Origin of the sequence: Corynebacterium sp. HMSC077G07 (assembly GCF_001809225.1) — a bacterium.
In the GTDB taxonomy this organism is placed as follows: domain Bacteria; phylum Actinomycetota; class Actinomycetes; order Mycobacteriales; family Mycobacteriaceae; genus Corynebacterium; species Corynebacterium jeikeium_D.
This window is the reverse complement of sequence record NZ_KV796539.1, coordinates 18,036-44,532: the sequence shown is the minus strand read 5'-3', so window position 1 is coordinate 44,532 and position 26,497 is coordinate 18,036. Positions and strand designations below refer to the sequence as shown.

Annotated in this window: 21 protein-coding genes and 1 tRNA gene; 4 read left to right on the top strand and 18 right to left on the bottom strand. The window is 58.6% G+C overall.

From position 1 onward, the window contains the following. Positions 1 to 93: 93 nt before the first annotated feature. From HMPREF2562_RS07955 to HMPREF2562_RS07895, 13 genes are all read right to left on the bottom strand, one after another. Positions 94 to 167 (bottom strand) — tRNA-Pro (locus HMPREF2562_RS07955). A gap of 86 nt (positions 168 to 253) precedes the next feature. Next, positions 254 to 1,261 (bottom strand): PASTA domain-containing protein, encoded by a 1,008-nt coding sequence (locus HMPREF2562_RS07950; protein ID WP_070546174.1) that lies wholly within the window; start codon positions 1,259 to 1,261, stop codon positions 254 to 256. A 156-nt stretch (positions 1,262 to 1,417) separates the two neighbouring features. Continuing rightward, positions 1,418 to 3,730 (bottom strand): bifunctional cytidylate kinase/GTPase Der, encoded by a 2,313-nt coding sequence (gene der, locus HMPREF2562_RS07945; RefSeq protein ID WP_070549848.1) that lies wholly within the window; start codon positions 3,728 to 3,730, stop codon positions 1,418 to 1,420. 51 nt (positions 3,731 to 3,781) lie between these two features. Next, complete coding sequence (locus HMPREF2562_RS07940) at positions 3,782 to 4,633, bottom strand: pseudouridine synthase (RefSeq protein WP_049189972.1); 852 nt, start codon at positions 4,631 to 4,633, stop codon at positions 3,782 to 3,784. Positions 4,634 to 4,974: 341 nt separating this feature from the next. Continuing rightward, entirely contained in the window at positions 4,975 to 5,664 is a 690-nt protein-coding gene (bioD, locus tag HMPREF2562_RS07935) for a dethiobiotin synthase (protein ID WP_070549844.1), read from the bottom strand. 26 nt (positions 5,665 to 5,690) lie between these two features. Continuing rightward, on the bottom strand, positions 5,691 to 7,049 hold the full coding sequence (locus tag HMPREF2562_RS07930; RefSeq protein ID WP_246816299.1) for an adenosylmethionine--8-amino-7-oxononanoate transaminase: 1,359 nt from the start codon (positions 7,047 to 7,049) through the stop codon (positions 5,691 to 5,693). Between the two features lie 194 nt (positions 7,050 to 7,243). After that, positions 7,244 to 8,404, bottom strand: coding sequence for a PDDEXK family nuclease (locus HMPREF2562_RS07925; protein ID WP_141750512.1), 1,161 nt, complete (start codon positions 8,402 to 8,404; stop codon positions 7,244 to 7,246). Between the two features lie 416 nt (positions 8,405 to 8,820). Further along, the gene (gene scpB, locus HMPREF2562_RS07920) at positions 8,821 to 9,435 is read right to left on the bottom strand and encodes an SMC-Scp complex subunit ScpB (protein WP_038625570.1); all 615 of its coding nucleotides are present in this window, start codon (positions 9,433 to 9,435) and stop codon (positions 8,821 to 8,823) included. Positions 9,436 to 9,576: 141 nt separating this feature from the next. After that, positions 9,577 to 10,419, bottom strand: a complete 843-nt coding sequence (locus HMPREF2562_RS07915; RefSeq protein ID WP_210384452.1) for a segregation and condensation protein A — start codon at positions 10,417 to 10,419, stop codon at positions 9,577 to 9,579. Between the two features lie 3 nt (positions 10,420 to 10,422). Beyond that, the gene (locus HMPREF2562_RS07910; RefSeq protein WP_049189940.1) at positions 10,423 to 11,298 is read right to left on the bottom strand and encodes a ParA family protein; all 876 of its coding nucleotides are present in this window, start codon (positions 11,296 to 11,298) and stop codon (positions 10,423 to 10,425) included. A gap of 51 nt (positions 11,299 to 11,349) precedes the next feature. Then, entirely contained in the window at positions 11,350 to 12,288 is a 939-nt protein-coding gene (locus HMPREF2562_RS07905; RefSeq protein ID WP_070549842.1) for a site-specific tyrosine recombinase XerD, read from the bottom strand. Continuing rightward, the gene (locus HMPREF2562_RS07900; RefSeq protein WP_070549841.1) at positions 12,285 to 12,938 is read right to left on the bottom strand and encodes an NUDIX domain-containing protein; all 654 of its coding nucleotides are present in this window, start codon (positions 12,936 to 12,938) and stop codon (positions 12,285 to 12,287) included. The genes HMPREF2562_RS07905 and HMPREF2562_RS07900 overlap by 4 nt, the downstream gene beginning before the upstream one ends. Positions 12,939 to 12,986: 48 nt before the next feature. Further along, positions 12,987 to 14,618 carry a CTP synthase gene (locus tag HMPREF2562_RS07895; protein WP_070549840.1) on the bottom strand — a complete coding sequence of 544 codons (1,632 nt, stop codon included), beginning with the start codon at positions 14,616 to 14,618 and terminating at the stop codon, positions 12,987 to 12,989. A 143-nt stretch (positions 14,619 to 14,761) separates the two neighbouring features. Between HMPREF2562_RS07895 and HMPREF2562_RS07890 the strand changes: the two genes are divergently transcribed. Next, positions 14,762 to 15,280 carry a type 1 glutamine amidotransferase domain-containing protein gene (locus HMPREF2562_RS07890; RefSeq protein WP_049193590.1) on the top strand — a complete coding sequence of 173 codons (519 nt, stop codon included), beginning with the start codon at positions 14,762 to 14,764 and terminating at the stop codon, positions 15,278 to 15,280. A 42-nt stretch (positions 15,281 to 15,322) separates the two neighbouring features. After that, positions 15,323 to 16,102: an LURP-one-related/scramblase family protein gene (locus tag HMPREF2562_RS07885; RefSeq protein WP_070549839.1), complete on the top strand. Its 780-nt coding sequence runs from the start codon at positions 15,323 to 15,325 to the stop codon at positions 16,100 to 16,102. A gap of 73 nt (positions 16,103 to 16,175) precedes the next feature. On the opposite strand, the gene HMPREF2562_RS07880 is transcribed toward HMPREF2562_RS07885, so the two are convergent. Beyond that, on the bottom strand, positions 16,176 to 17,291 hold the full coding sequence (locus tag HMPREF2562_RS07880) for an esterase/lipase family protein (RefSeq protein WP_070549838.1): 1,116 nt from the start codon (positions 17,289 to 17,291) through the stop codon (positions 16,176 to 16,178). 619 nt (positions 17,292 to 17,910) lie between these two features. On the opposite strand from HMPREF2562_RS07880, the gene HMPREF2562_RS07875 reads away from it, so the two are divergent. Continuing rightward, complete coding sequence (locus tag HMPREF2562_RS07875; RefSeq protein WP_070549837.1) at positions 17,911 to 19,074, top strand: hypothetical protein; 1,164 nt, start codon at positions 17,911 to 17,913, stop codon at positions 19,072 to 19,074. Here the strand turns inward: HMPREF2562_RS07875 and HMPREF2562_RS10785 are convergent. The 3 genes from HMPREF2562_RS10785 to HMPREF2562_RS07865 form a co-directional block, all read right to left on the bottom strand. Beyond that, positions 19,067 to 19,354 carry a UTRA domain-containing protein gene (locus HMPREF2562_RS10785; RefSeq protein ID WP_338149068.1) on the bottom strand — a complete coding sequence of 96 codons (288 nt, stop codon included), beginning with the start codon at positions 19,352 to 19,354 and terminating at the stop codon, positions 19,067 to 19,069. The two genes, HMPREF2562_RS07875 and HMPREF2562_RS10785, sit on opposite strands and share 8 nt — an antisense overlap. A 20-nt stretch (positions 19,355 to 19,374) precedes the next feature. Then, entirely contained in the window at positions 19,375 to 20,430 is a 1,056-nt protein-coding gene (locus tag HMPREF2562_RS07870; RefSeq protein ID WP_070549836.1) for a ParA family protein, read from the bottom strand. Between the two features lie 100 nt (positions 20,431 to 20,530). Continuing rightward, a complete protein-coding gene (locus HMPREF2562_RS07865) occupies positions 20,531 to 21,517 on the bottom strand; it encodes a restriction endonuclease (RefSeq protein ID WP_070549835.1) in 987 nt (328 codons plus the stop codon). Positions 21,518 to 21,797: 280 nt separating this feature from the next. Between HMPREF2562_RS07865 and HMPREF2562_RS07860 the strand changes: the two genes are divergently transcribed. Continuing rightward, entirely contained in the window at positions 21,798 to 22,652 is an 855-nt protein-coding gene (locus HMPREF2562_RS07860) for a DUF4062 domain-containing protein (RefSeq protein WP_070549834.1), read from the top strand. 313 nt (positions 22,653 to 22,965) lie between these two features. Here the strand turns inward: HMPREF2562_RS07860 and HMPREF2562_RS07855 are convergent, their stop codons facing one another. After that, on the bottom strand, positions 22,966 to 26,496 hold the full coding sequence (locus HMPREF2562_RS07855) for a type I restriction endonuclease (RefSeq protein WP_070549833.1): 3,531 nt from the start codon (positions 26,494 to 26,496) through the stop codon (positions 22,966 to 22,968). Position 26,497: the final 1 nt, after the last annotated feature.

The following is a 26,497-nucleotide window of genomic DNA, read 5'->3' as shown; positions in this document are numbered from 1 at the left end:
AAGTCAGACACACTTTTTGCTACTTAACCCGCAATAGCCGTAAACAAAAGCCGCCGCCTCCCGGAATCTTCCAGAAGACGGCGGCTATTTTTGTCGGGCTGACCGGATTTGAACCGACGACCCCCTCACCCCCAGTGAGGTGCGCTACCAAACTGCGCTACAGCCCGCGTGCACGAAAGTGCAACGAGCTATAGGTTACATCATTGGAGTTTGAAGGCGAAAATCGCCCCAGACCCCTGCCCTGCCTACCGCATTACTGCAGGTAGATGGTCACTGGAGTGGATGTCTCCGCCATCTGTCCCTCCGGCGGATCGATCGAGGCGACCTTGCCCATAATCGCAGCCACAGAGTTGGTCGGATTGCCCTCGGCGTCGACGACGGTCACATTCTGGTAGCCGTTGGTACGCAATTCCACCTCGACCGATGCCGGACTCTTGCCCACCACGCCCTGCGGGATGGTGCCCCAACCGCTGCTGCGCTCACCGGGGCCAGGGATAGCTGGCGGCGACTCGCGAAGTTGGTCCAGCTCCTGCTCGAGGCGCTCACGGGTGTCGTTAATCGTGCCCGACGGGTCCAAACGATCGGTTGGGCTTGTCGTGGTTTCTTCCGGCGAGGTTGTCGTCGGCGTCGGGCTTGACGACGTCTCCTGCGTCGGCTCCGCCGTATTGTCGTTTTTGTCCTCGGTTCCGGAAGTAAAGGACAAGACCAGGGCTACCAGCGCGACTACGGCCACCATGGCGGCGATGGCCACAATGGCGACAGGCTTGCCCCAGCCCTTCTTAGAGTCATCATTGCCACTGTTGCCACGGTTATTACCGCGGTTGTTGCCGTTATTCATGTCGCCGTAACCGCCTGCGCCGCCTGCGGAGTACTGCTGGGTTGCACCTGCCTGCTGGCCCGCCTGACCATAGCCGCGTTCTTCTTCAGAAAGCGGGGCCCAGTACTGGCCGCTACCCTGTGCGCCACTGCCTTGTGCACCGGCGGCACCAGCACCTGCACCGGCTCCGGCACCTCGCGAGTTCTCAAAACGTGTTTCATCGCCACGCTGCAGGAATTGTGTCTCAGAGGAGTCGCCACCGAAGTATTCGGTCGGCTGCTCGCCCGCGAAGTCGGCATCTGGGTTGTATCCGCGGTATCCCTCGTCCCGCGGAATGTAGCGAGTCGCGGAGTCATCGCCGTATGCGCTTGAGGAATCGCGTCCGTAGCTGTTGTCTCGGCCATCGTGCTGAGAGCCGTCACGGTTATTGCCGCGCCTGACCATTGTCAGTTCTCCTTATCGCTAATTTCCTAAAACTCCAAAATGCCAACGAAAAGCCCAAAATGCAATTGCCTAAATCACATTTTGGGCTTTTCTCAGCTCAATTCGAGCGACTAGCAGGCCTGAACGGAACTACCTGACGGTGCTTAACAGCAGGTCCTAGCGGCGCTTCTTCTTCTCGCGGACACGCACCGCGATGCGCACCGGCGACCCCTCGAAACCGAACTCTTCACGCAGCTTGCGCTCCAGGAAGCGACGGTAGCCATGCTCCAGGAACCCAGTTGTGAACAGCACAATTACCGGCGGGCGCGAGGATGCCTGGGTGGCAAACAGCACGCGCGGCTGGCGGCCACCACGCAGCGGTGGCGGGTTCTGCTGCATGATCGCACGCAACCAAGTGTTCAGGCGACCAGTAGAGATGCGCTTATCCCACGACTCCACGGCCTCCAACATTGCCGGTTCCAGCTTCTGCACAGCGCGACCAGTCTTGGCGGAGATGTTCACCCGACGAGCCCACGGCACGTGTGCTAGCTGCTCTTCAATTTCGCGCTCGAGCAGATCGCGGCGGTCCTCATCCATGAGGTCCCACTTGTTGTAGGCGACCACAAGTGCGCGACCAGAGTCGAGAATCATGCGCAGCACGCGCTGGTCCTGCTCGGTAATCTGCTCGGAGGCATCGACCAGGAAAATCACGACCTCGGCGTTGTCAATCGTCGAACGAGTACGCAGCGAGGCGTAGAACTCGTGGCCCTTGGCGGTCTTGGTCTTCTTGCGAATACCAGCGGTATCGACGAAGCGCCACAGCGCCTCGTCCATCTGCACCAGCGAGTCCACCGGGTCAACCGTGGTACCGGCCACGTCGCTGACCACTGCGCGATCTTCACCGGAGAGCTTGTTCAGCAGCGAAGACTTGCCCACATTCGGCTTGCCCACCAGCGCCACGCGGCGCGGCCCGGTCGGCAGCGACTTCGCACGCGGCACCTCCGGGAAGGAGGACACCACTTCGTCCATTACGTCGGCATTGCCACGACCGTGAAGGGCCGAGGTTGGGTGCGGCTCGCCGAGCCCGAGGGCCCAGAACTCCGCGACGTCGCCAAGCTGCGAATCCGACTCAAACTTGTTGGCGGCGAGAATAACCGGCTGCTCCGCGCGCTGCAGGCGGCGGGCCATGACCTCTTCCGTGGCGGTGATGCCGACGGTGGTGTCGACGACCATGACAATCACATCGGCGGTCTCCATGGCGGTCTCCGCCTGACGAGCAATCGCCGCATGCATACCCTTGGCGTCCGGGTCCCAGCCGCCGGTGTCCTGCACCCAGAAGCGACGTCCGCCCCATTCACCCAGGTAGGAGATGCGGTCGCGGGTCACGCCCGGGAAGTCTTCGACAACTGCTTCACGACGGCCAATGAACCTGTTAACCATGGTGGACTTACCAACATTCGGTCGTCCCACAATGGCCACGGTCGGAAGAGCTTCTTCCTCCTCGTCGCTCACGCCAAGCGCTGCGAAAGCGTTCTCCAGCTCTTCCCAGTCGGCATCGTCATCGATCTGGCCGGTTTCGGCGCGCTCGATGGCTTCGGAGATGATCGTCTCGTGGTCGGCAATCGTGCGGTCGATGAACTCGTCTGCGCTGGTGTGGCTGCCTGCGGTGCCCGGCGCGTTTTCGCTCTCCACGTTTGCGACCAGGTGTCCGGCGGTGTCGTCCTCGGAATCGTCGTAAGAGCCCTCGTAAGATTCCTCGAACTCCTCGTTGTCGACATCGTCCCAGTCCATGGTGGACCCCGGGTAGCCGGCCTCAACGACATCGAGGACGTTTTCCACGACCTCTTCAATGTCCATCTCAGAGGTGTCCAGAATGAATGCGTCCTCGGCTGGCTTCAGCGGAGAGGTCGCACGGTTGCTGTCGAGTTCGTCGCGGCGGATGACGTCGGCAAGCACGGTGTCGAAGTCGGCCTCACGACCAGCAGCGATGTCCTGGTCGTAGCGGCGGCGAGCGCGGACCTCTGCGGAGGCGGTCATGAAGATCTTCGCAGGGACGTCCGGGAGAACGACCGTGCCGATGTCGCGGCCTTCCACCACACAGCGCACAGCCGATGCGGCCAGCGAACGCTGGAGTGCGACCAGGTTGGTGCGCACAGCCGGAATCGCGGAGACCGCCGACACGTTGCGGGTGACCTCCGGGCCGCGAATCTCGCCGGAAACATCCTCGCCGTCGAGGAGGACGGCGGTGGAGTTCGGGTCATCGGAGACTTCCAGCGGCAGGGCGGCCGTCGCCTTGGCCACGGCTTCCTCGTCGGTCGGGTCGATGCCCTGGCGCAGCACCCACAGGGTGGCAACGCGGTACATAGCGCCGGTGTCCAGGTACTTTGCACCCAGCTCGGTTGCGACCATCCGGGAGACAGTCGACTTGCCAGTGCCGGAAGGGCCGTCGATGGCAACCAACAGCATGTCGTCAGTGTTCTGCTCGCTCATGTGGGCTCCTTCAGCTCCTTGGTTTTCTTCGTTCTTCTTCACTAGTGCCATTTACAGCCCCACCGCGTTGTAGAGGGAGGTCAGCTCAGCGCGGTTGAGTGCGCGGAGAGCGCCCGGGGTCTGCTCGCCCAGCTGGACAGTGTGAATCTTAGTGCGCACCAGGCGCTCGACCGGGAAGCCCGCAGTCTTGAGCATTCGGCGCACGATGTGCTTGCGGCCCTCATGCAGCTCGATGCGGACGATAGAGCGGCCCTGCCAGATGTCAATAATCTGCGCCATGTCCGCCTTAGCGATGCCATCATCGAGCTCAATGCCCTTTTCCAGCTCACGCATGACCTTGGCATCGACCTCACCGACAACGGTGGCCATGTAGGTCTTGGTGACCTCGTAACTCGGGTGCATCAGGCGGTTGGCCAGCTCACCATCGTTGGTGAGCAGCAGCAGACCCTCGGTGGGCGCATCCAGGCGCCCCACGTGGAAGAGTCGCTGACCAGCGCTGATCTTCTCACCGATGATGTCGCCCACACACGGGCGGCCCATGTCATCGTGCATGGTCGACTGCACGCCACGCGGCTTGTTCAGGACGAAGTACTGCATGTCCTCATTGACGATGACGCGGGAACCATCAACGCGAATCACAGACGTGTTCGGGTCCACCCGCACGCCCTGCCGCGTCACAATCTTGCCGTCGACCTCGACGCGGCCTTCGTCGATAAGCTTTTCCGCCATACGACGCGACGCCACGCCTGCCTGTGCCAGGACCTTCTGCAGACGTACGCCTTCACCTGCTTCGCTGTGCACGCGCTTGCCCGAGCCGCGGCGGTCGGAGTCCACGTGCTGGTGGCGCGCCGGGCGAGCGTTGGATACGTAGATGTCCTTCGCGTGGACGTTGGAGGTCTCCATCTTCGCGCCGCTGTCGCGACGGCTGCGGTTGCGCTGGGCGTTAGTGGAGCCGCGGTTGGATTGATTCTTACGGTTCTTGTGTGCCGGTGTGCCTTCTCGGCGAGCGGGTTTAGCCACTTGACCTACATCCTTTTCAAGCGTTGGAGAATGTTCTGTTTGTTAGAACGTCAGCGCCAGGCGACGCTGTTCTCTCCCCCGTGGGCCCAAAATGGCCGGTGGAAGCAGGTTAATAAAGAGAATTACAGAGAAAGCCTCGCGCCTTGTCGTGTAGCCACCTTAGCACGTTTTTCGCAAAACGCCAGCTTAACGACGTCCCGCGCGGCCTCCACCTACAACGTCTTTTACAGCGCTGCGGCCCACTCTCGCACGCCCGGCAGCCACTGCGTAGCTTTCGCCACAAACTCCTGCCGGTCCAGCGCGCCCGCTCCCGCCTGCACCGACCCCAGCAGCGGCACCCCGGTGATGCGCGGCAGTTCGTCCAGGTTCGTCTCAATGATCGGGTCGACCTCCGCTGGCAACGAACCGCCGACCAGCGCCGTGACATTGACTCCGCGGCCCCGCGCCACCTCGACGGTGAGCTCCGCCTCGTTCAGGCAACCCAGGTCCAACCGCGTCACGACCACCATCTGACTACCCGGCAACAACCCCGCCAGCTCCGGCAGCGCCCAGTCCTCGCCGAGTCGCACCAGCAGTCCGCCCGCGCCCTCCACGAGGACAACGCGGTTCGGACCGTCGATAAGCTTAATCTTCTCCGCGATCTCCGTGGCGTTCGGCAGGCGCATGCCCGCGCGCTGAGCCGCCGCCACCGGCGCCATCGGCTCGGGGTAACGCTCGAAGCCATGCAGGTTGTCGATCCCCGTCAGCTCCGCGACAGTGTCCAAATCACCGCCATTTGGGCCCGGAAAACCGGTCTGAATTGGCTTGACGACGTGCACCTCCTTACCCTCCTCGCGAAGTGCCGCCGCCAGTGCTGCCGTGCCGATGGTCTTTCCAATATCGGTACCGGTGCCTGTGACAAGGACGATGCTCATGGTGGTTGGTGCTCCTTTTGGTTGCGCTACTTGCGTTCTTCCTCGGCGGCGACGATGGCGGCGATGGCCTCGCAGATACGGTCGACCTCGTCATTGGTGCTGATGTACGGCGGCATGGTGTACACCAATTTGCCGAATGGCCGCAGCCACACCCCGGCATCGACAGCCGCTGCCGTGGCCAAGCCCATGTCCACCGGGCGCTGCATCTCCACGACCCCGATTGCGCCAAGAACCCGCACATCGGCCACGGCATCGCTGCTGGCTAAGGGCTGGAGCTGGTTGCGAAGTCGGGATTCGATGCGCGGGACATCCTCACGCCACTGCCCTTCTGCAATCAGGTCGAGCTGCGCGCAGGCCACGGCACAGGCCAACGGGTTGCCCATGAAGGTCGGGCCGTGCATGATGCCTCCGCCTGCGCCACTGGAAATGGTGCGAGCCACGTCGGCGGTGGTGAGGGTGGCTGCGAAGCTCATAAAGCCGCCGGTCAGCGCCTTGCCGACACACATAATATCCGGCACAATCCCGGCCGCCTGCGTCGTGAACAGGTCACCGGCCCGGCCGAAGCCGGTGGCGATCTCATCCGCGATGAGCAGAATCCCGTGCTTGTCACACAGCTTCCGGAGCCCCACAAGCAGCTCGTGGTCATGGAACCGCATGCCACCAGCGCCTTGGACCACCGGTTCAATAATGATGCCGGCGACGGAGTCGTCGATAAGCGAATCGAAGTGCGCGAGATAGCGTGCGCGCTCCTCCTCGGTTGCGCCGCGGGCGGGTGGTTTGTCGGCGAAGACCTGCGGAGTCCACTGCCCCGTCCACAGCGAATGCATGCCGCCCTCGGGGTCGCAGACGGTCATGGGCGCGCGAGTGTCGCCGTGATAGCCGCCGCGCCAAGTGGCCAGGCGGGTGCGCTCGGGATGGCCTTTGGCCTGCTGGTACTGCAGCGCCATTTTGATAGCAACCTCGACGGAAACCGAGCCAGAGTCCGAGTAGAAGATGGCATCGAAGCCGGGGCCCGCGAGCTTTAGGAGCTTTTCCGCCAGCTCAATGGCCGGACGGTGTGTGAGTCCGCCGAACATGACATGCGACATCGTGGTGACCTGCTTCTTCGCGGCTGCGACCAGCTTCGGGTGCGAGTGGCCGTGACAGGCGGCCCACCAGCTGCTCATGCCGTCGATGAGGGTGCGGCCGTCGGCGAGGTGGAGGTTCACACCCTCGGCGGACTCGACCAGCTTGGGCGCAACCGGCGACGGGATGGGGCCGTATGGGTGCCAGATGTGGTCGGCGTCGAATTGGGCGAGGTCGGCGATGGCTGGCCGGGTGTGTGGTTGGGCGGGTGGTTGGGCGGGCGGCGGGGTGTGCGGCTGGGCGGTTTCCGAGGCTGTCATGATACTCAAGCATAATACCTGTACAGCGCCAGACTTGAACGCCGTTCGGGGTTGGTGGTGGAGCTTCTCGCAAGGATTACAGACAGTCTCAGCGACTTTACGACACCCATGTCACCTCGTGGCAGCTGTGGAGGGGGCATGAGGTGACACCTGTGTCGTGAAGTGAGGTTGGGGTGGCCCGATGAGCCAGCCAGCTAGTACAGCCGCCCCGCCTGGCTCCACACTCGTCGGCGACGCATGGCCAACTCGGCCGCCTTACCTGTGATTGTGATGGGCTGCCGCGCGAAGGCGTAGTTTCCGCGATAGCAACTGCCACCATTTGCCAGGTGACGTCGGATTTCTGCGGCCGCTTGCCGCAAGGTGGCTACGGCGGTGCCGTCGAAAAGCTGTGACCAGACGATCCGGATGACATTCAGTCCAAGATTCTTCAGGCGCTTTTCGCGCTCCAGCTCCTTTGCGATTGCCACCTGCGTGTCCGCGACCCCGCCATCGGTGTATTTCATACGGCCGTCGAACTCGACGACCAGCCCAAGTTCGGGCAGGTAGAAGTCCACGCGTGCGATGAAGCCACGATCATCCCGAAAGGAAACCTGCTGAAGCAACGGAGCCCGAGAATCGTCGACAGCAGCTAGCCCCGCCTGGACAATTGCTTCTTTAGTGAGCGATTCCCCAATGCTTTCCGACGACGCTGTCGCTTGCCCCAACAATCTCCTGGCCTGTGCATTTCCCGGAGCACGCGGATATGCAGCCAACGTAGCCGACAGTTCCTCGGTGTCGGTGTGGCGCTGGAGGGCGGCGTCGGCAAGCACTAGTGCATTGTGCGGGGTGCGGGAACGGCAGACGTCGATGACGGACTTTGGGACATCGGTGACGAGGCGGCCATCGATTTCTACGATGTCCTCGGGGAGAATCCGGCCGGAGACGCGGATGAGGCGTTTGTGCGGCTGGTACGGGCCATTCGGCGTGCTTCGCGATTGCCCGCGCGTGCGGCCGGAGTTGGCTATCGCGATGGGAGTGTTGTGTGTGAGCAGAGGTAAACCGTGGAGAGCAGCGGCGGCATCGCGGGTGACTACGGTGGCGGTGTCGCGATGGACGAGCGCTTTGATTTCCAGGACGTAGCGTTCGGTGCTGTTTAGGGTGAGCCACCTGTCGACAGGCACGTACGCGCCGTGTGCGAGCCACAGGAGGCTGCCGCTTTTGGCCCGCCGGAGGAGATCTCGGTCGGAGTGCTGGCCGATTCGGGAGATTGCGAATGTGCTGGGGCGGGCGCATTCGCGCTGCTGGCCGGTACGGATGATGTCGTCGGCGTCGTAGTTCCACTGCGGCATCGGATTGCGCTCCTGAGGTCCAGGCAACTGCTGGTGGGTGGGTGGCGGGGTGTGAGTGTTTGTGGGTTTGTGTGTTTGTGAGTGTTTGCGAGTGTTGGTGAGTGCTACGTTCTCATTTTTGGGCTCACACGGAGACTCAGGAGGCATCGATTTGGCATCGACTGTGGATAGTTTGCAGTTTTCGGGAGTTATCCACAATGCGTGTGGTGGGTGTGGTGTGCGGTGTGGGTGTGGTGGGTGCAAAGGCTCGCAGTGAGCTGTAGCGAGCAGCATACCCAGCCCGGAATGCGACTTCACGACACCCACGTCACCTCGTGGCAGCTGTGGAGGTGGCATGAGGTGACACGCGTGTCGTGAAGTGGGTTAGCCGATGGAGCGAGCCCCGCAGCCCCGCAGCCCCGCGGCCCAGCTAGGCCCCCTGTCCAACCGCCCCAGAACCCCACCTAGTCCAACGGCTCGTCGATCAAGTCGACCTCAGGCAGCAGCGGAGCCAAATCAGGCAGCTGGTCCAGCGAATCAATCCCCAAAAGCTCCAGGAACAGCGTCGTCGTAACGTACAAATGCGCGCCGGTTGCCGGGTCCTCTCCGGATTCCGCAATCAGACCGCGCGCGACCAGCGTGCGCATCACCCCATCGACATTGACACCACGCACACCGGAGACCTGCGCACGCGTGGCCGGCTGTCGGTAAGCCACTACTGCCAGCGTCTCCATAGCTGCACGTGAGAGCTTCGACTGCGAGCCATCCAGCAAGAATCGCTCGACCGCGCTGGCGTGCGCGGGAGCTGTGTAGAAGCGCCAGCCCTCATCCGTTTCACGCAGCTCAATGCCGCTGCGGCGCGCACGGTATTCGTACTCGATCTCGCGAAGCACGTCACGGATATCGCTTGCGGAAACATCCAGCGCCCGCGCCATATCCTCCGCCGCCACCGGCGTATCGACCACAAGCAGAATCGACTCCACGCCTGCTCGCAACGGGTCAATGGGTGGCAACTGCGCCGGAGAAGCAGACGCAGACTCCGTGGCCTGCTCAGATGGTGCGGAACTGGTTTCGCTCATGCGCGTCAGATTACGCAACCTCCCGCGCCGGGCGCTAATTAGTGGCCACTAATCAGTCAGGCCAGCCCAACCCCAACCCGACCAAGCCCAACCCAGCCCCCGCCCACCCGAGCCCAACAGCCAGCACAGACCAACAGCCACCTACTCCCAGTTCGCCGCCGCTACGACAGCCGGGTCCACGTCCAGCCCTGTCCAGGCCACGTGGATTTCCTCCAGCGCCTCCTCCTGCTCCACACCAATCGCCTTGGCTCGGTAGAGCTCCAGCAGCGCCAGGAACCGTCCGACAACTTCCATGGATACGCGGCACTCCGAGGTCAGCTGCGTAAACGTCAACCAGGTCCCCTCGCCGGCCAGCCGCAGCGAGTCCAGAATCTTGCCCGCCTGCTCCGGCACGGACACGGGCACGCCGTGGATGTGCCCGACACCGACTTCCTCAGGCGGCTTCGGCCGCATCACGACGGCCGCAAACTCGGCGAACTCCCCAAGCGTCATGCCCAGGCGCACGGGCGGCAGCAGCTCCTCGAACTGCGTGTCCGGCCCCACAGCTCGCGGATAGCGCCGCGGCGCGGTCTTCTGCCACTCCTCGAATTGGTCGGCCACCTTGCCGTACGCCTGGTACTGCAGCAGTCGGGCGAACAGCAGGTCGCGCGCTTCTAGCAGTTCGAGGTCTTCTTCGCTGTCGACGTCGCCACGCGGCAGAAGTCGTGCGGTCTTGAGGTCGAGCAGCGTCGCTGCCACGACGAGGAATTCGGTGATTTCGTCGAGATCGCTGACTGCGTCGAGGCTGCGCGTGTACGAGATGAACTCGTCCGTCACCGCCGCCAGCGCGACCTCGGTGACGTCCATCTTTTTGCTGCTGATGAGCTGCAGCAGCAGGTCGAAAGGCCCGTTGAAGTTCGCGAGCGCGACGCGGAAGCCGGTGATCTCTTCCTGCACGCCCTCGCTTGACGACGGTTCGGGAGTGTAACTATCCGGGGAAGTCACCTATTATTTGCGGCCTTTGCGCTCGATGACCTCGCGGGCCAGGTTGCGGTACTGTGCCGCAGCTGGGGTGTTCGGTGCCCAGGTGGTGATGGGCTCGCCGGCGACGGAGGTTTCCGGGAAGCGGACGGTACGGGTGATGACCGTGTCGAAGACCTTGTCACCGAAGACCTCGATGAGGCGTTCCATGACTTCTTTGGCGTGGCGGGTCCGGCGGTCAAACATGGTGACCAAAATGCCCGAGACTTCCAGGTTGAAGTTCAGGCGGTCGCGGACCTTGGCCACCGTGTCGGTGAGTAGTGCCAGACCGCGCAGGGAGAAGTACTCCGCCACCATTGGGATGATGACGCCCTCGGAGATGGTCAGCGCATTGACAGTCAACAGGCCTAGCGACGGCTGGCAGTCAATGATGATGAAGTCGTAGTCATTCATCACTGGGCGCAGCGCGCGTCCGAGGGCCTGCTCGCGGCCGACTTCGTTGACAAGCTGAATCTCCGCAGCCGACAGGTCGATGTTGGCCGGAACGAGGTCCAGGCCGGAGACCTTGGTGTGGTGGATGGCATCGCGAACGTCGGTGGTGTCATCGACGATGAGGTTGTAGACGGTCAGGTCGAGCTCCTCATGCGGGACACCAAGACCGGCGGATAGTGCGCCTTGTGGGTCTAAGTCAACGAGCAGGACTTTACGACCGAACTCTGCCAGCGCCGCACCCAGGTTAATGGTCGAGGTGGTCTTACCCACGCCGCCCTTCTGGTTACACATTGCCAGGATGACTGCGGGGCCGTGACTGTTCAGAGGTGCGGGTTCCGGCAGCTCACGTGCCGGACGACCGGTGAGACCGAGTTCAACTCGATCGGCCTCAAACAACCCTTCTTCAGCCACAGTCAATCCCTCTTCCTTGAAGATTTCTCATCAATTCTACTGCGCGATATATTACCGCGAGTATTCAGCCCGTGGGTGAGCCCCCGCCCAGACTCGTCGCATATTCTCCGCGGTAATCATGGTGTAAATCTGAGTCGTCGTCACCGAGGCGTGCCCAAGCAGCTCCTGGACCACGCGCACATCGGCACCGCCCTCAATGAGGTGTGTGCCGAAACTGTGGCGCAGGGTGTGCGGGGAGATTTTCACGCTCAGCCCGGCGCGCTCGCCTAGCTCCGTCAGTGTATTTCCCGCCGACTGCCGAGACAGCCTGCGCCCCAGCGAGTTAATAAACAGTGCCGGCCCGGAGTTCGCCCGCACCCAGCTTGGCCGCCCGCGTGTCAGCCACGCATCCAGCGCCGCCATAGCCGGCAATCCCACGGGCACGATGCGCTCCTTGCCGCCCTTGCCGCGCAGCAGCACGAGGTTGGTTTCGCGGTCCACGTCATCGATATCCAGGCCGGTGACCTCGGAGACGCGAGCTCCTGTCGAGTACAGAAACTCCACCAGTGCACGGTTGCGCAAATCCGTCACGTCGGCGGTCTCATCGTCGGGGATGGACTCGATAAGCCGGGTGACCTCATCAATGCTGAGTGCCTTCGGATACCGCGAGGGCTGCTTCGGCGGCGACACCCGCTTGGCGACATCCACATCCAACGCGCCCTCACCCACCGCGAACTTATGGAAGCTCCGCACTGCGGACAGCGAACGCGTCACCGAGGTCGGGGCCAGTGCCGGCCTGCCCGCCGACTTGTCTCCCCGCGCGAGGTACGCCAGGAACTCTGACACATCCTGCTCGGTGACCTGCGCCAATTCCGCGCGGCCAATCTCCCGCAGATAGGTGCGGTACTTCTCCAAGTCGCGCTTATAACTGGCGAGCGTATTCGCCGACAGGCCCTTTTCCACCGCGAGGTAGGTGACGAAGGCGTCGACAAGCGGATCGATCGAACTCATCGGATGCGTTTCAGGTCCGCGCCGGCGCCGAGCTGCTCCGTCCGACGCTGAGCCAGAGTCGTCGGTCGAATGTCGAACGGCTCCGCGACCGAGCGCGGCGTGGCACCCCTCAGCAACACCTCCGCCGCCAGCAGAATGCCAGACAGCGCGATGCCGTTGAGAATCTCTCCGCGCAGCGCCATCGCCACCGCATCCTCGACCGGAACCCATGACGCAGTCATGTCCGCTTCCTCATCGTGAGCTTCCGGCTTATCGACGGCACGGAGACCCCGGGCCAGATAAATCCGAACCGCTTCCTCTGCGAAGCCGGGCGAGCTGAACATATCGGTAAGCAGGGACCAGGACTCGGCCTCCAGCCCAGCTTCCTCCACCAGCTCCCGCTTGGCGGCCTCCAGCGGGTCCTCGTCCGCGACATCGAGAAGACCTGCCGGCAACTCCACCAGACGCTCCCCTGCCGCCTGCCGCCACTGACTCAGCAGGTAGAGGCGGTTATCCTCATCTGCGGCAACGACCGCGACAGCGCCGAAATGCTCCACAATCTCGCGGGCGGAAATGTTTCCACCCGGCATCCGCACCTGGTCGCGGCGGACCGCGATGATAGGTGCCTCGAGAACAATCTCGGAATCAACAACGTCAAATTGGTGCGCCATGAGATTCACTCTAATAGGTAGGCCGGATTCGCCCTCGCGGAGCCGAAGCTAGTTGCGCTTGAGGGCTGCGGCGATGAGTCCGTCGAAAAGCGGATGGGCGTTGGTGGGGCGTGACTTCAGCTCCGGGTGCGCCTGCGTGGCCACGAGGTATGGGTGCACGTCCGTGGGGTACTCGACGAATTCGACGAGCTTGCCGTCCGGCGAGGTGCCCGAGATGACCAGTCCGGCTTCTGACAGCTGGTTGCGGTAGGCGTTGTTGACCTCGTAGCGGTGGCGGTGGCGCTCGGCGACATCGGTGGTGCCGTAGAGGCGAGCGACGACGGAATCTTCGGCGAGCTTTGCCGGGTAGGAACCCAGGCGCATGGATCCACCCAGGTCAGCCTCACCGGAGACGGCCTGCAGCTGTTCCTCCATCGTGGCGATGACCGGCTCGGCCGCATTCTCATCGAACTCGGTCGAGGACGCGCCCTCAACACCCGCAGTACGCGCCGCCTCGATGACGACACACTGCATACCCAGGCAGATTCCCAGCAGTGGCGTGCCGGTTTGCTTGGCGTAGCGGATGGTCGCGATCTTGCCTTCAATGCCGCGACCGCCGAAGCCGCCGGGGATGACAATCGCGTCAACGCCGGCCATGTTCTTCTTCAGCCCCTCCGGGGTTTCGCAGTCATCGGAAGCGACCCAGCGGATATTCGCCTTCACGCGGTGGGCGAAACCTGCGGCACGCACAGCTTCCGCGACGGACAGGTAGGCGTCCGGCAGGTCAATGTACTTGCCGACGAGCGCCACCGTGACCTCGCCCTTCGGGTTGTGGACGCGTTCGAGCAGGTCTCCCCACACGGCCCAATCCATGTCGCGGAACGGCAGGTTCAGGCGGCGGATGATGAAGGTGTCCAGGTGCTCTTCATAGAGGACCTTCGGGATGTCGTAGATGCTCGGAGCATCCGGGCAGGACACCACGCCCTCGCGGTCGATGTCGCACATCAGCGCAATCTTGTTTTTGAGGGAGTCGGGGACGTCGCGGTCGCATCGCAAAACGACCGCATCGGGAACCAGGCCAATCGAGCGAAGTTCGGCCACCGAGTGCTGGGTAGGCTTGGTCTTCAGTTCCTTGGAGGGGCCGAGGTACGGAACCAGTGACACGTGCAGGTAGAAGACGTTCTCGCGGCCGACGTCGTGACGCACTTGCCGTGCGGCTTCCAGGAAGGGCTGCGATTCAATATCGCCGACGGTGCCGCCGATCTCGGTGATGACCACGTCGGGCTTTTCGCCGTTTGCGTCGGCATTGCCCATAGCGACGATGCGGGATTTGATCTCGTCGGTGATGTGCGGGATGACCTGCACGGTCTGGCCGAGGAATTCGCCGCGGCGCTCCTTGGCGATGACTGAGGAATAGACCTTGCCGGTGGTGACGTTACCGCCGGCGGAGAGGTTGCGATCGAGGAAGCGCTCGTAGTGACCGAGGTCCAGGTCAGTTTCTGCGCCATCTTCAGTGACGAAGACCTCGCCGTGCTGGAAGGGGTTCATGGTGCCCGGATCCACGTTGAGGTAGGGATCGAGCTTTTGCATAGTCACTTTGAGACCACGCGAGGTGAGCAGGCGGCCGAGCGAAGCCGCAGTTAAGCCTTTGCCGAGGGAGGAGGCTACGCCTCCCGTAACGATGATGTATTTCGTAACCACGGGACTTCAGAATATCGCTTGCGCGGGTGTGAACGCAAGCGACTTTTCATAATGGCGGATACTACTTACGCAACTAGGTAAGACTCTCGAAGATCATGGTCGCCTGGATGCATAAACGCGATCACGTCGTTACCCTCGGGGCTATGACTGATTTAACGAATAAGACCATTGCAGTTTTGGCCACTGACGGATTCGAGGACTCCGAGCTGACTAGCCCGACTGAGGCCGTGAAGGATGCCGGTGCGACCGTGCACGTTATCTCCACGGAGGAAGGCTCCATTGAGGGCAAGAATGGCACGAAGGTCGATGTCGATAAGCTCACCAGCAGCGTTTCTGCCGATGATTACGATGCCCTGATTCTGCCTGGCGGCACCGTGAATGCAGACCAGATTCGCATCGATAAGGATGCCGTGGCTTTGGTGAAGGGATTCGCCGCAGCTAACAAGCCAATCGGCGTGATTTGCCACGGCGGTTGGATTCTCACCGATGCGGATGTGCTGAAGGGCCGCACTATTACCTCCTACATCAGCGTCAAGACTGACCTGATTAACGCTGGCGCCAACTGGGTCGATGAGGAAGTTGTCGTTGACGGCAACCTGATTTCCTCCCGCACCCCGGCTGACCTTGAGGCTTTCAACAAGGCGCTCGTAGAGAACTTCTAACCCACTCGCCTGCCCCAAGACTCATCAAGGAAGGCTGTTGCCATGACTTCGTATTGGGATAACCCAAAGTCACTGTGGGATCAGATTCCACAAAATGATGCGGAAGAGGCTTCCGAGCAGCAGCCGTCCGCGGCTGAGCAGCCTTCCGCGGCTGAGCAGCCCTCCGCTCCTGAGCAACCTCCCACACCTGAACAGCTTCCGCCACAGCAAGGACGTTATCGGGGACTGCTCTCGCACAACAGCATCGTTATCCAGCAGATTCGAAATTTCATGGCGGATGATTTCGACATCCTGGACACCGAGGGCAATTGCGTCGGCAAGATTGAAACTACTGGCGGCACGCTGAGCCGCATGTTTATGGGCTCTCGTCGTCTGACAGTGTCCGAACCAGACGGCACTCCTGTGTTCGTTATTACCGATCCAACCGATTTCGCCCTTGACAGCTACGAGGTCTACTACCCCGACCCGCAGGCGACATCCTCTGAAGGCAAGCAGCAGACTGGAGCAGAGGCTTCGCGTCTACTGGCAACTATTCAGCAGAAATTTGCGTTCTTTAAGCGGCGGCTGGAAATTTCCATCCCCGGTTTTGCCAATTGCGAGGTCGACGGCGACGTTTGGCATTACGACGCAACCTTCAAGATCAATGACATCGAAGTTGCACAGATGTCACGCAAGTGGTCGGGTTTTACAAATATGCTAACCGGCAATGAGCGCTATGTGCTCCAGCTCAAGGATGATTTGCCGCCACAGCTACGCGCTGCCATTATTGGCGCGGCCATTGCCCTGGATTTGATGGCGAAAAAGGCGCGTCCCGACAGCTAGTAGCTACTGCCGACAACGCGCCCTATCCCTTGTCCGGTTTTACTGCCGGTTACTGTCGCGCTCGCGACTATCGCTACCGCGATTCCGCAGCCTGAGCAATGCGTCCGTCGATTTCCGTGATGCCATCAGAAACGGCATTGACATGTTCAGGGCGAACACCGGCATTGTCATTGATGCCGCCTTCCACAACGGCGGTTACCGGTACACATGGAACCTCAACATTGCGCCCCAGCGCATTAGCTACCAGCGCAATTGCCCGCGGCGAGAAAGTTAGACCAATGTGGCCCGACAGGTCCGCCGAGCAACCGTCCTGCAGAAGAATGTTGTTGGCGCTCGGTGCCTTCCACTGGCTTGCAGCCATTGGAGTGACGGCTTCATCAACCTGGGTAGAGATAGCAACATAGTTGACACCCGACTGCTCCAAGCCGCCCTCATTCATCTTGGCCATGAACTCGCTATGCTGCAGCAGATCCACCAGGCTCGGGCTGACAATGTACCCCGCAGCCTTATTGCCAGCGTTGTCGAACTGGTCGAGCTGCTCCAAACCATAGGAGATACCGAGCAGCGATGTGCCGTGCAGGACGCCCGCCAGGGACACTACCGTGCCTATACCCCGGCCCTGCTCCTGCCTGGCGTAAGCGGCAGCCAAGGTGCCACCAGCAGAGTGACCAACAATATCGACGGCGGTAGCACCAGTTTCAGCCTTGAGCGTGTCAATCTTTGCAGTCAGCTCAGCCAAAGCGGTGTCGAGCGGGGTCATGTTGCGCATGGTTGGAATGGAGCCCAGCACCGAAAACTCGTCAGGGCCCAGCTTGCCGACGTTAAATGCGTACAGACACTTCCCCATTGCCTTTAGCTCTGGTGCCATGCGGGCATAGGTCTGATACGAGTTCGAGTTCATCCCGTGGATCATGACCACCGGATTCTCACCAGGAGCAGGAACACACTGCACATTCGTGCCCTCTGGACTGATGTTTTCCGTCATCCCCTGATTGACCATGACGGTGGGGAAATCATTCGCCCTTGGGCCCCACTCGCCCATTTCCGTCCAAGACAGGACCTGATTATTACCTGTTGTCGTAGTTGGGTCAGCAGCCGCGATAGGAGCCGCTGCCATAGCGACACCCGCTGCAGCTACCAGTGCCGTAGCTGACCGTGCCAGATTCGAAAATGCTTGATGAGTGCCCATGATTACTCCTTGCATAGAGAAGTGAATAGTAAAACGGTTCCAATAAGAACTACGGCATGGGCAAGTGCAAAAAACAGGCTATGAATCGTTATCGTACCCCGAAAGGCGACCAATCAAAGCCCCTAAATAGGGTTAATAAAATGTGAACTAAATATAACTATAATACTATCCACCTCCAGCTCTGCAGGCTTTTAAAGTGATAGCGACCACAGGCCAAAACAAAACGATTTCGTATTGCGCGAAATCCTCGCAGAGACTCTACGAGCAGGGCACTACCTGGTTTTACCGACGGCACCTCCGGCTGGACACAGTACTGTGCCAACAATTTCTATGACGACCCATCCACGAACATCGCCCCGGCACCTCAGAACAACGAGCCATCCCCGTGGGTTCAAGGCCAGATCGACTGGGCCGATTGCCTGAACTCCGGCCATTCCGAGGAAGAGTGCCGCGCAATGTTGAATTAGCTGACACTTGTTGAAGCAGCTGTAGAAACGTCGCCCAAGCTAGCAACTCTCAACACTGCAATCGACTAGTAACTAAAGGGGGAATACAATTTCCCTTGTTCCCAGCACCACAAAGTGCTTTCCAGCACAAGACATACCGGAGAATATCAGCCATGGCACAAAACATGAATTCAAAGTACACAGACATGACGTCTGCCGTTCGACACAACACAGCTGTCCAAGAAGAAGCAGCACGAACGGCGAAACAGCAGTTACACGCAACCTATGCGGGAAACATCATTATGGCTGCGGGATTTGCCTCAGCCCACCGAGATGCTCAAAAAACCCAAAGACTTCAGCAAGAAACTATCAACAAGCTCGACCAACAAATGCGCCAGTCCGAGCGCCATCATTCCGAAACGTTATCTGCAATTCAGGATATACACAGCGAGCTAACTCAATTTCGCGTACAGAACCATGAAGACATGACGCATATGAAAAATATCACATATGCGCAATGGCGCGATGGTGTAGGTAGTAAATATTATTATGAATACCGCCCGAAGGCTCTTGAACACATTCAAAAGCACCAAGACGTAAGCACAATTTGGCAAACTGTAGTTGCAAATCGCGCTGATGAGATTATTCGACAATTCCCAAGCTGGAAAAAACCCGAATGGAATAATGACGCCCTTATTAGCGGAATTTTCCTACCGGCACCTCAGTACCCACCAAATCCTGAAATTACGTTGAACTCCTCATATAAGGAAGTTCCAGAGAAATATAGCATTACAAAATTGATTAGCGTGGCCCTAGCGGCCCTCTTTGGCGTTGGCTTCCTTGCAGTGCTAGCAGATATTTTTCCCAACCTCCTAGGCGGGCTTTTTAGCCTACTCCTCGTACTGCTAATTTTTATGGCGCCGATTGCCGCCCCGCTCTATCTTCGATCAAAGAGAAATGCTGAGATTAAGGAGGCTGTTAAAAACAACGAATACCATTCCCTAAATCTGAGCTCCGCTATGACAGTCCAAGCAGAGTGGGAAAATACCGTAGAAGGTATAAACCGAAAATATATTGCAGATAATTCACGCGCAGCAATGGAAGCGTCTGAGCTTTTCAGCAAGATGATGGGCGTTCCACTAGATGAGCGCTTAGCCACCTACTGGGCAAGTGACTCAACTAATGCCGAAATTAAGGCTCTCCAAAATATTGTTCAGAATGAGTTTACGAACCCGCCTGCTTACGACCAGCTTATCGAGATAACCCCTTTTTCAATAAGACAGTCATTGCCAGTAAACTTGCGAAACGCATTTGAAAGCAAACTGCGCACTAGCTAGATTTTGACGTCTCTGCCGATCTGAACGGGAAGGGGCTAATACGCTCGTCCAGGTCAGCCCTCTCCCGCACGCCCTCCCCAGCCTGCAGCGAGATCGGTGACGCATTGCCCCGCGCCGTCGTCACCGAGAAGTTCGTTTTACTTGCTAGGTAGCGTCCACCGGAGACCTCAATCGGCACTCCGTCCAGCGTGAATGCACGGCGCCGGACACGCAGCAAAGGCGCGCCGACCTGGATCTTCAGCAGTGCAGCATCTTCTTCATTGGCCGGAACCGCGTCGATCGTGCGCGTCGCAACAGCGCCTAGCTTTCCAACCGCTCCAGAACCAGCGCAGCGACTTCATCAATCTTCTCTGCATAGCCTGTACGTTGGTTCAGCTGAGTTCCCCGCACGCCATCGGTTGCTTGCAGGTCTGCAATTGGTGAATGACTATCCTGTGCGGTCGCCGGCATGGAGTACATGTGCGGCACATGCCCAATCAGGTACTGGTCACACGAATGTCCGAGGCTTTCGCCAATCCGCTTTGCTTCGTCGTCAAACTTGCCGCGGAATCGTTCAAAGGCTCCGACAAGCTGTTCTTTACCGTTCGAGCGCCGCTTCACGTATTCCAGCGTTGTGTAGCCAAGGTACTGAAGCCCACGTCCGTCATGCCCGAGCAGCCGAAGCTTTCGAGTTTTCTTCGAAATATCTGGCGAGTAGTTCCTCCACTGGGAAAGGTTCCCCTCGGATATTTCGCTGTATTCAGTGACCCAGTCGTTGAACCACTTGGCGAGGTTTCCAAAGGCGTGGAAGCTGAACAAGTCGGTTGACGTAGGAGTAACGAAGGCGTCGCAGCCCAAGAGTACGGTTCGATTGAAAGGGCCTAACGACGGTCCCACATCGTAGAAGATGTAGTCGTATCGATCTTCATCCTCCATCGCCACGGCCAACTGTCCGGCCCAGTGGATTCGACGAAAGTCGCCGGTCTTCTTGGCTAGCGATGACTGCCATGCGTCACTCATGACATCTTCAATGTTGGAAAGAGCCGGGTGCCCTGGCAGGACATCGACTCCAAACCTCTCCGAGCGCACCGTCCGGATATCGGGCTCGATATCGGTCTCGCCTTCCCGTAGCGGGATGAACAGCGAGTAGACGGTATTAGCCAGCGAATCTCGCTCGGCCTGCTCATCATTCTTACTGCTCAGGTAGATTTCCTCGTGTTGGTCTTCAGTCAGCATGAGTTGTGTGGCATTGCACTGCGGATCGCAATCCACATAGAGCACTCGTTTACCCTGACGAGCAAAATAATGGGCGACATTGGTGGAAAGAGTGGTCTTCCCCACTCCTCCCTTGTTGTTGAAGAAACTGAGTGTCCGCATCGGGCTTCCTATTTACGTAAAAACGGTCTCCCGATTGTATAAGATTTGAAGCCCACTCAAGTAACCTCGCAATGACAGGTCACACCCGCCATGAGACGCCCTACTGGTCCTCTTCGAAAAAGTCTTCATCCAGTTCGTAAAGGGTAATCTCATGTGCTTTTTGGACCGCGACGCCATAGTCAAGCATGAGTGCGGATAGTTTCACGCCATCAATCAGGACGATTGTTCCGTGCCTATAGTTCGCTGCAGCTTCTACTGCCCCGTTGGTAAAGCGAGAAGTTGTGATGAATACGCCTTTATTCGCACCGCGAGAATCTAGCGCACCAATGAAGTTTCTTATTTCTCCATTCCCAACGGAATTTGAGTCAGCATAGCGCTTGGCCTGCACATAAACTTTGCCAAGCCCAAGGGCATCTTCACGAATCACTCCGTCGACGCCACCGTCATTTGACCGTCCCAGATGCTGCTTCTGCCCGTGGACACCGCCGTATCCCATTGCCCACAGCAGTTCGATGACAGCGCGTTCAAAGAACTCAGGGGTCGAGTCCTGCAGGCGCTGCCGCAGATCGGTGGAAACCTTCGCGTTCCAATCAGCTTGCGCATCCTCCACCATCTCTAATGGAGATTTCGTCGGACTAGCCGAAGCTTCTTCCCATTCAGCTAAAGCCCCTTCGTTACGCACGCCTGAGGATGCTGGCAAGTCAGCCGCTGCATTGCCAGAGCTTTTGCGCTCCCTAATCTCATCTTGGTACTGCCGCCACTTGGGCCACTCCAGCATGTCCTTTTCGGTGTATTCCTCAAGGTTCCTTGCATCTACTTGACGCCCATCATCCGAGATCACGTATCGCCCGCGCTTTGGTCGAATCACTAAACCAGATTGCGCAAACGACGAGCAGGCCCAAGCAATTCGATTTCTGTATCTTGGCTGCCCGGACGGAATAGTTTCCTCCAAAACCTCATGCGAAAGCCCCAGATGTTTAACTACATCGTCGCCAATCTCTGTGAGCCGTCGTTCTCGCCCATCTGATAGCACACGCAGTACTGCTGGACGGAACTGATCTGTAGTCGGAATGCTGTCTGGTGCCATATGAAAACTATAGCGACCTAGCGCTCCTCCAATACAGGTATCCCCTTTCGATTACTAAAGCTTTGTAACGGCCGCTTGAGCTTCATGACCGCAACTCCGAAGCCCCGGCACGCGGGAACACTTCTGATGCATTCGATCAGCTTTCTCCCGGCATTACTATTAATTTTCACCGCAGCAGTGCCCAGGTAAATGCCGTCAAGCGTCAGACCGTGCATAAACCCATAGCCACCCTAAAAGCTCGCGCTATTGCGAGGAACACACTTTCGATTAGGATTTGGATATGAGTTTCCCTGCAACGGCCTTACACATACTGATTGCTTCGCCTAGTGATGTTCCTGAGGCCCGCGATGCCGTTAAGAACGCAATTCATTCATGGAATAGCCGCCACGCAGCTGCGAGAAATATCGTACTAATCCCATGGCTTTGGGAAAGCTCGTCAGTCCCGCTCTTAGGTGACCATCCACAGTCAATCATTAACGAGCAAGGAGTTGACGAAGCTGATATCGTCATCGCGTTGTTTGGCAGCCGTATCGGTTCTCCCACTCGCGAAGCGGTTTCGGGAACCGTTGAAGAGATTGATCGTGCAGTAAATAGCGGCAAGCCAGTCCATCCGTATTTCTCAACCGCGCGATTGCCGCATGATATAGATACTTCTCAGCTGGACGGCCTTCGTCAGTTTAAACAGGAAATAAGTGAACGGGGTCTACTCGGAGAGTTCGCTGATGCAAGCGAACTTGAAAGCAAAATCTGGGCTGCCATCGAGCACGACCTGGCGAAGATGGATCTTTCCACTCGGGAAAGTCAAGGAGCAACAATAGGTGTTAGGTTCCGTGTCAATTCCAAGCGAGAGCAATTGCCGAAGGGCCTCGACAAGAACGGCAAAATGAAATATGAAACCAAGCGGTGGTGCGAAGTTACCAACACCGGTGATCTCGCTGCACATTCGGTCACGTTTGAGGGGCAAGCGGCGTATGGTTTGATGCGTCTCAATACGGAGCAGCACCCGATTACGCTTGAACCTGGTGTCAGCTGGGAAATTCCAGTCATCTATTCAATGGGAACTTCTGGCACAAAACTAACCGTTCACTGGGTCGAAGATGACGAGGAACAGTCGAAAACCTTTGATGTTCAGTAACGCGTGGTTATCTGCCACTAAACCGATCAGGGAGCTAAACCGAACCGGCACCTCCTACAACGTTGCTGATCAAGTGACTTCTTAACTCAAATGAATAGGAAAAAGCCACACGTCTTTAACCGTTTTAGCTGAAGAAACCCCTCGGCTTCGCACGGGGACGGACGAGTGGGCTAAAACTATTCGACCCTTTGCTTCTAAAAACACCGCCCCCGCTCGGGCACTGTAACCAGCAGGAGTGACCGGGCAGGAGGTTTCAAATCCAGTCAGTTTATCCGCACTCTGAACCTGCACACTTCACGCGAAACATCACCGCCTAATACTGTTGGACGGCGTACATAGCCACCCCTTCAAAGAATTGGCCAGCGACAGGAAGCGAACGCTGAATAAACTGTTTGCGCACCACTTCGAACACGTTAGTATCTTCACGGTTGACAAGCGCCTGGTCCAGTGCCCGCGCTAGGTCCTCTTCAACTGGATTCTCACCTGCATGCATGAGCATCACATCGTAGAGCTCCTGCACGCGACGCTCAGCCTCCGATTCAACTGAATCAGTCTGGGGTTTGCCAACAAGCGCATCGGCAGGAAGATCTATCCCGCGCACCTTATCTTCTATCGCAGCCACAGCAAGACGCGACATTGCAGCGGTAAACATATCGAGCGCATCTTCACCACCGAGCACCAGGTCAGTGAACTGCTTGTGTTCAGTAGCCGCAGCCAGGATTGCGGCGAGGACCTTGCCACGCAGAACCGACGACTTAGCAAGCACATCTTGCGGATTCTTCGTGGCAAGAACCTCCACATCCTTATCGCTAGCCAGGGCTTCCCACACTGCATGAACCATGCGGGCATTTGCCGACTTCGACATGTCGATTCCAGCGGCAGAGAACAACTCATTGACCTGCTCCACTGCCTCACGGAAAGCACCTTGCAGCGGATCCGCAGCCCCACCGGTAGACACACGACCATCAAAACCGGGAACAGCAAGTGGAGCGCGAGCATCGTCAATGCGCAGCTCAAGATTTCTGCCTTTGTCCACGTCACCTGTAACAGCAGTTTTCACCACATCCACACCGGTGACGTAATCCTCATTTCGTTCCTTCTTCCCCAGCTTCAGATTACGCACAAGCAAGTCAGCAAAGATTGCCCGCTTATGCAGTCTCACGTCCTGGAAATCAATGAACTGGCTCATAAAATCCCAGGCGTGGACGTACTTCACCAGGTTGGCGCGGAAATCCGTTGCCACGGTTTCCTTGTCCTTAGCTCCTGCAACAACGGCATCGACGTAGAAGTCTGTCCACCGGGTAACAATCGGGTCGATGCCCGCGCGAATCAGCCTGTCTTTCTTCTTCGCATCCAAGTCCGGATCCATGACCACGTTGGCGAGCGTTTCCATCTCTTCGGTCCCATAGAACTGGGATGTGTCGAGCACACGCGCGAGGTCTGTCAGCACGTTTGGGTCGACCTCGGTGTCAATGGAGGCCTGCGAGTAGTACGGCTGGAAGGCTTTAAGGATTGCTTCGGGGTCATTGACGAAGTCCACCACGAATGTCTTGGATTTGTTCTTCGACGGCATCGTCCTGTTCAGCCGCGAGAGGGTCTGCACTGCCATCACGCCTGCGAGAGGCTTATCGACGTACATAGATGATAGCCGTGGCTCGTCGAATCCCGTTTGGTATTTATTCGCCACGATGAGGAACTTGTAGGCCGCACCGTCGAACATCTTTGTCGTTTCCATCCGGCGTTTGCCTTCAGGAGAATTCTCGTTATTCAACGAGGATTCTGTAACGATTTCCTCGGCATCCTCATCCTTGGACACATCGAGGGAGCCGGAGAATGCAACGAGTGCTTCAAGTCCCTGATATTTCGGGGTGGCTTTGATGACGTCTTGGACTGCCCTAAACCAGGTATAAGCACTCATGCGGTCATCACAGACCACCATCGCTTTCGCCGTAGAGCCAAGCAAATGGCGCACGTTGTTATTGAAGTGCTCTACCGCCACTTCCGCCTTGGAGTGAATGGTCTGTTCGTGCGAGCGCACAAACTTCTTTAATGCGGATTTCGCTTCACCGAGCACCACTTCGTCCTCGCGTCCTAGGCGATCTACGATCTTGGCGTAGAGAGAAAGAGAAAAGTAGTTCTGCAACACGTCCAGAATGAAGTTCTCGTCGATTGCCTGGGCCATCGAGTAGAGATCAAACGCCACGCGCTTTTCCGGCTCGTCCGGCGCGGGCTCACCAAAAACAGCGAGGGTCTTGGCCTTCGGCGTAGCGGTCAACGCCACGATAGTGACGTTCGACGAGCGCGCGACCGCTGAGTCTCGTTGCTGCTGGAGACGGTCCTTTTCCTTACGGGTGAGTGTGGTGGGTACGACTGGGGTAACCGAGACATCCTGCGATGTGTCGCCCTCAGCCGCCTCTTCCACCTCAGCTGCAGCGCGAGAGGCCGCTTCAGAGATTTCATTGGGCGTGTCCGACAGCGTCTCCAACAGAGTGCGCGAAGCCTTGCCGTGCTGAGACGAGTGCGCCTCATCAATAATGACGAGCCAGCGACGATTCCGCAGTTTCGGCGACCGATCAATTGTCTGCGCCAATGCAGGGAAAGTCTGCAGCGTACAGGACAGGATGCGTTTTCCCTGGGTCAGATAGTGATTCAGTTTCTCTGACTTGGAGGTGTCATCATTAGTGATATTGATGACCATGCCTTCAGAGGCCTGAAGCAACGACAGCCCATCCGCCACATTCTTGTCCAGCACGGTGCGGTCGGTTACGACAATGACGCAATCAAACAGTTTCGTGCCGTCTTCATGAATCATCTTGTTGGCTCGGTGCGCCATCCACGCAATGGTCTTGGTCTTTCCCGAGCCCGCTGAATGCTGAATGAGATAACGTCTGCCGGTGCCGTTGACCGCCACGTCGTTGGTGACTCGTTCGACGGAACGCAATTGGTGGAAACGAGGGAAAATGAGACGCCCCTCGTTGCCCTTGGTGGACGGTTCCCACAGGGCATAGTCTTTCAGAATGCGCAGGAGCAGGTCCGGCGAACATACCCATTCCCACAGGTAGGAAACCCTATAACCGTTGGGGTTATCTGGATTGCCGGCGCGCCCTTCATCAGTTCCCTGGTTAAACGGCAGGAAGACAGTATCGGCTCCGTTGAGTTCCGTAGTCATCATGACTTCGCGGGAAGACACAGCGAAGTGGACTAAGCATCGCCCAGGATTCAGCAGTGGGCGCTTCGAACGATTGGGCTTGCGGTCGTGCTTGTACTGGGCAACTGCATCATCAATCGACTGCGTGTTATCTGTTTTCAGCTCCATCGTGACAACGGGAATACCGTTGACAAGCAGCACGAGGTCGATCCGGCTTCCATCACCTTTTTCAAAGTGGACTTGTTGCAGCACGCGTAGGCGGTTTTCTTTTGCCTTTTTGGTTACTTCGGTTTTCGCCGGGTCATACGGGAAGAATCCCGCCATATCCGGGAAGTTCACGGTGCCAAGATCTGCCTGGGTGAACGAGAAGCCATCGCGCAGCGTACCTAATAGCCCGCCATTGACCTTCTTGGTGATGCCGTCGAGAATCGGCGTGTAGTCAAGTTCTTTCGTCAGGCGATTAAGCAGGCGGCGCTCGCGGGACCTGCGGTCGGTGTCATTTGCGGTCGGCGGAATCGCGCGCTCGTATTCTTTCGGGTGTTGGGTTTTGAGCCAGTGGAGTACGTCCTCGGGAAACAACCCGAGTTCGGGGTCAAATCCTTTGTCGTTGTCCCCCTCGTTCCAGATCCAGCCTTGGGAGTTAAGAGACCGACAGATGGTCAGTTCCATTGCTTCTTCGAGAATTGGGTTGACCATG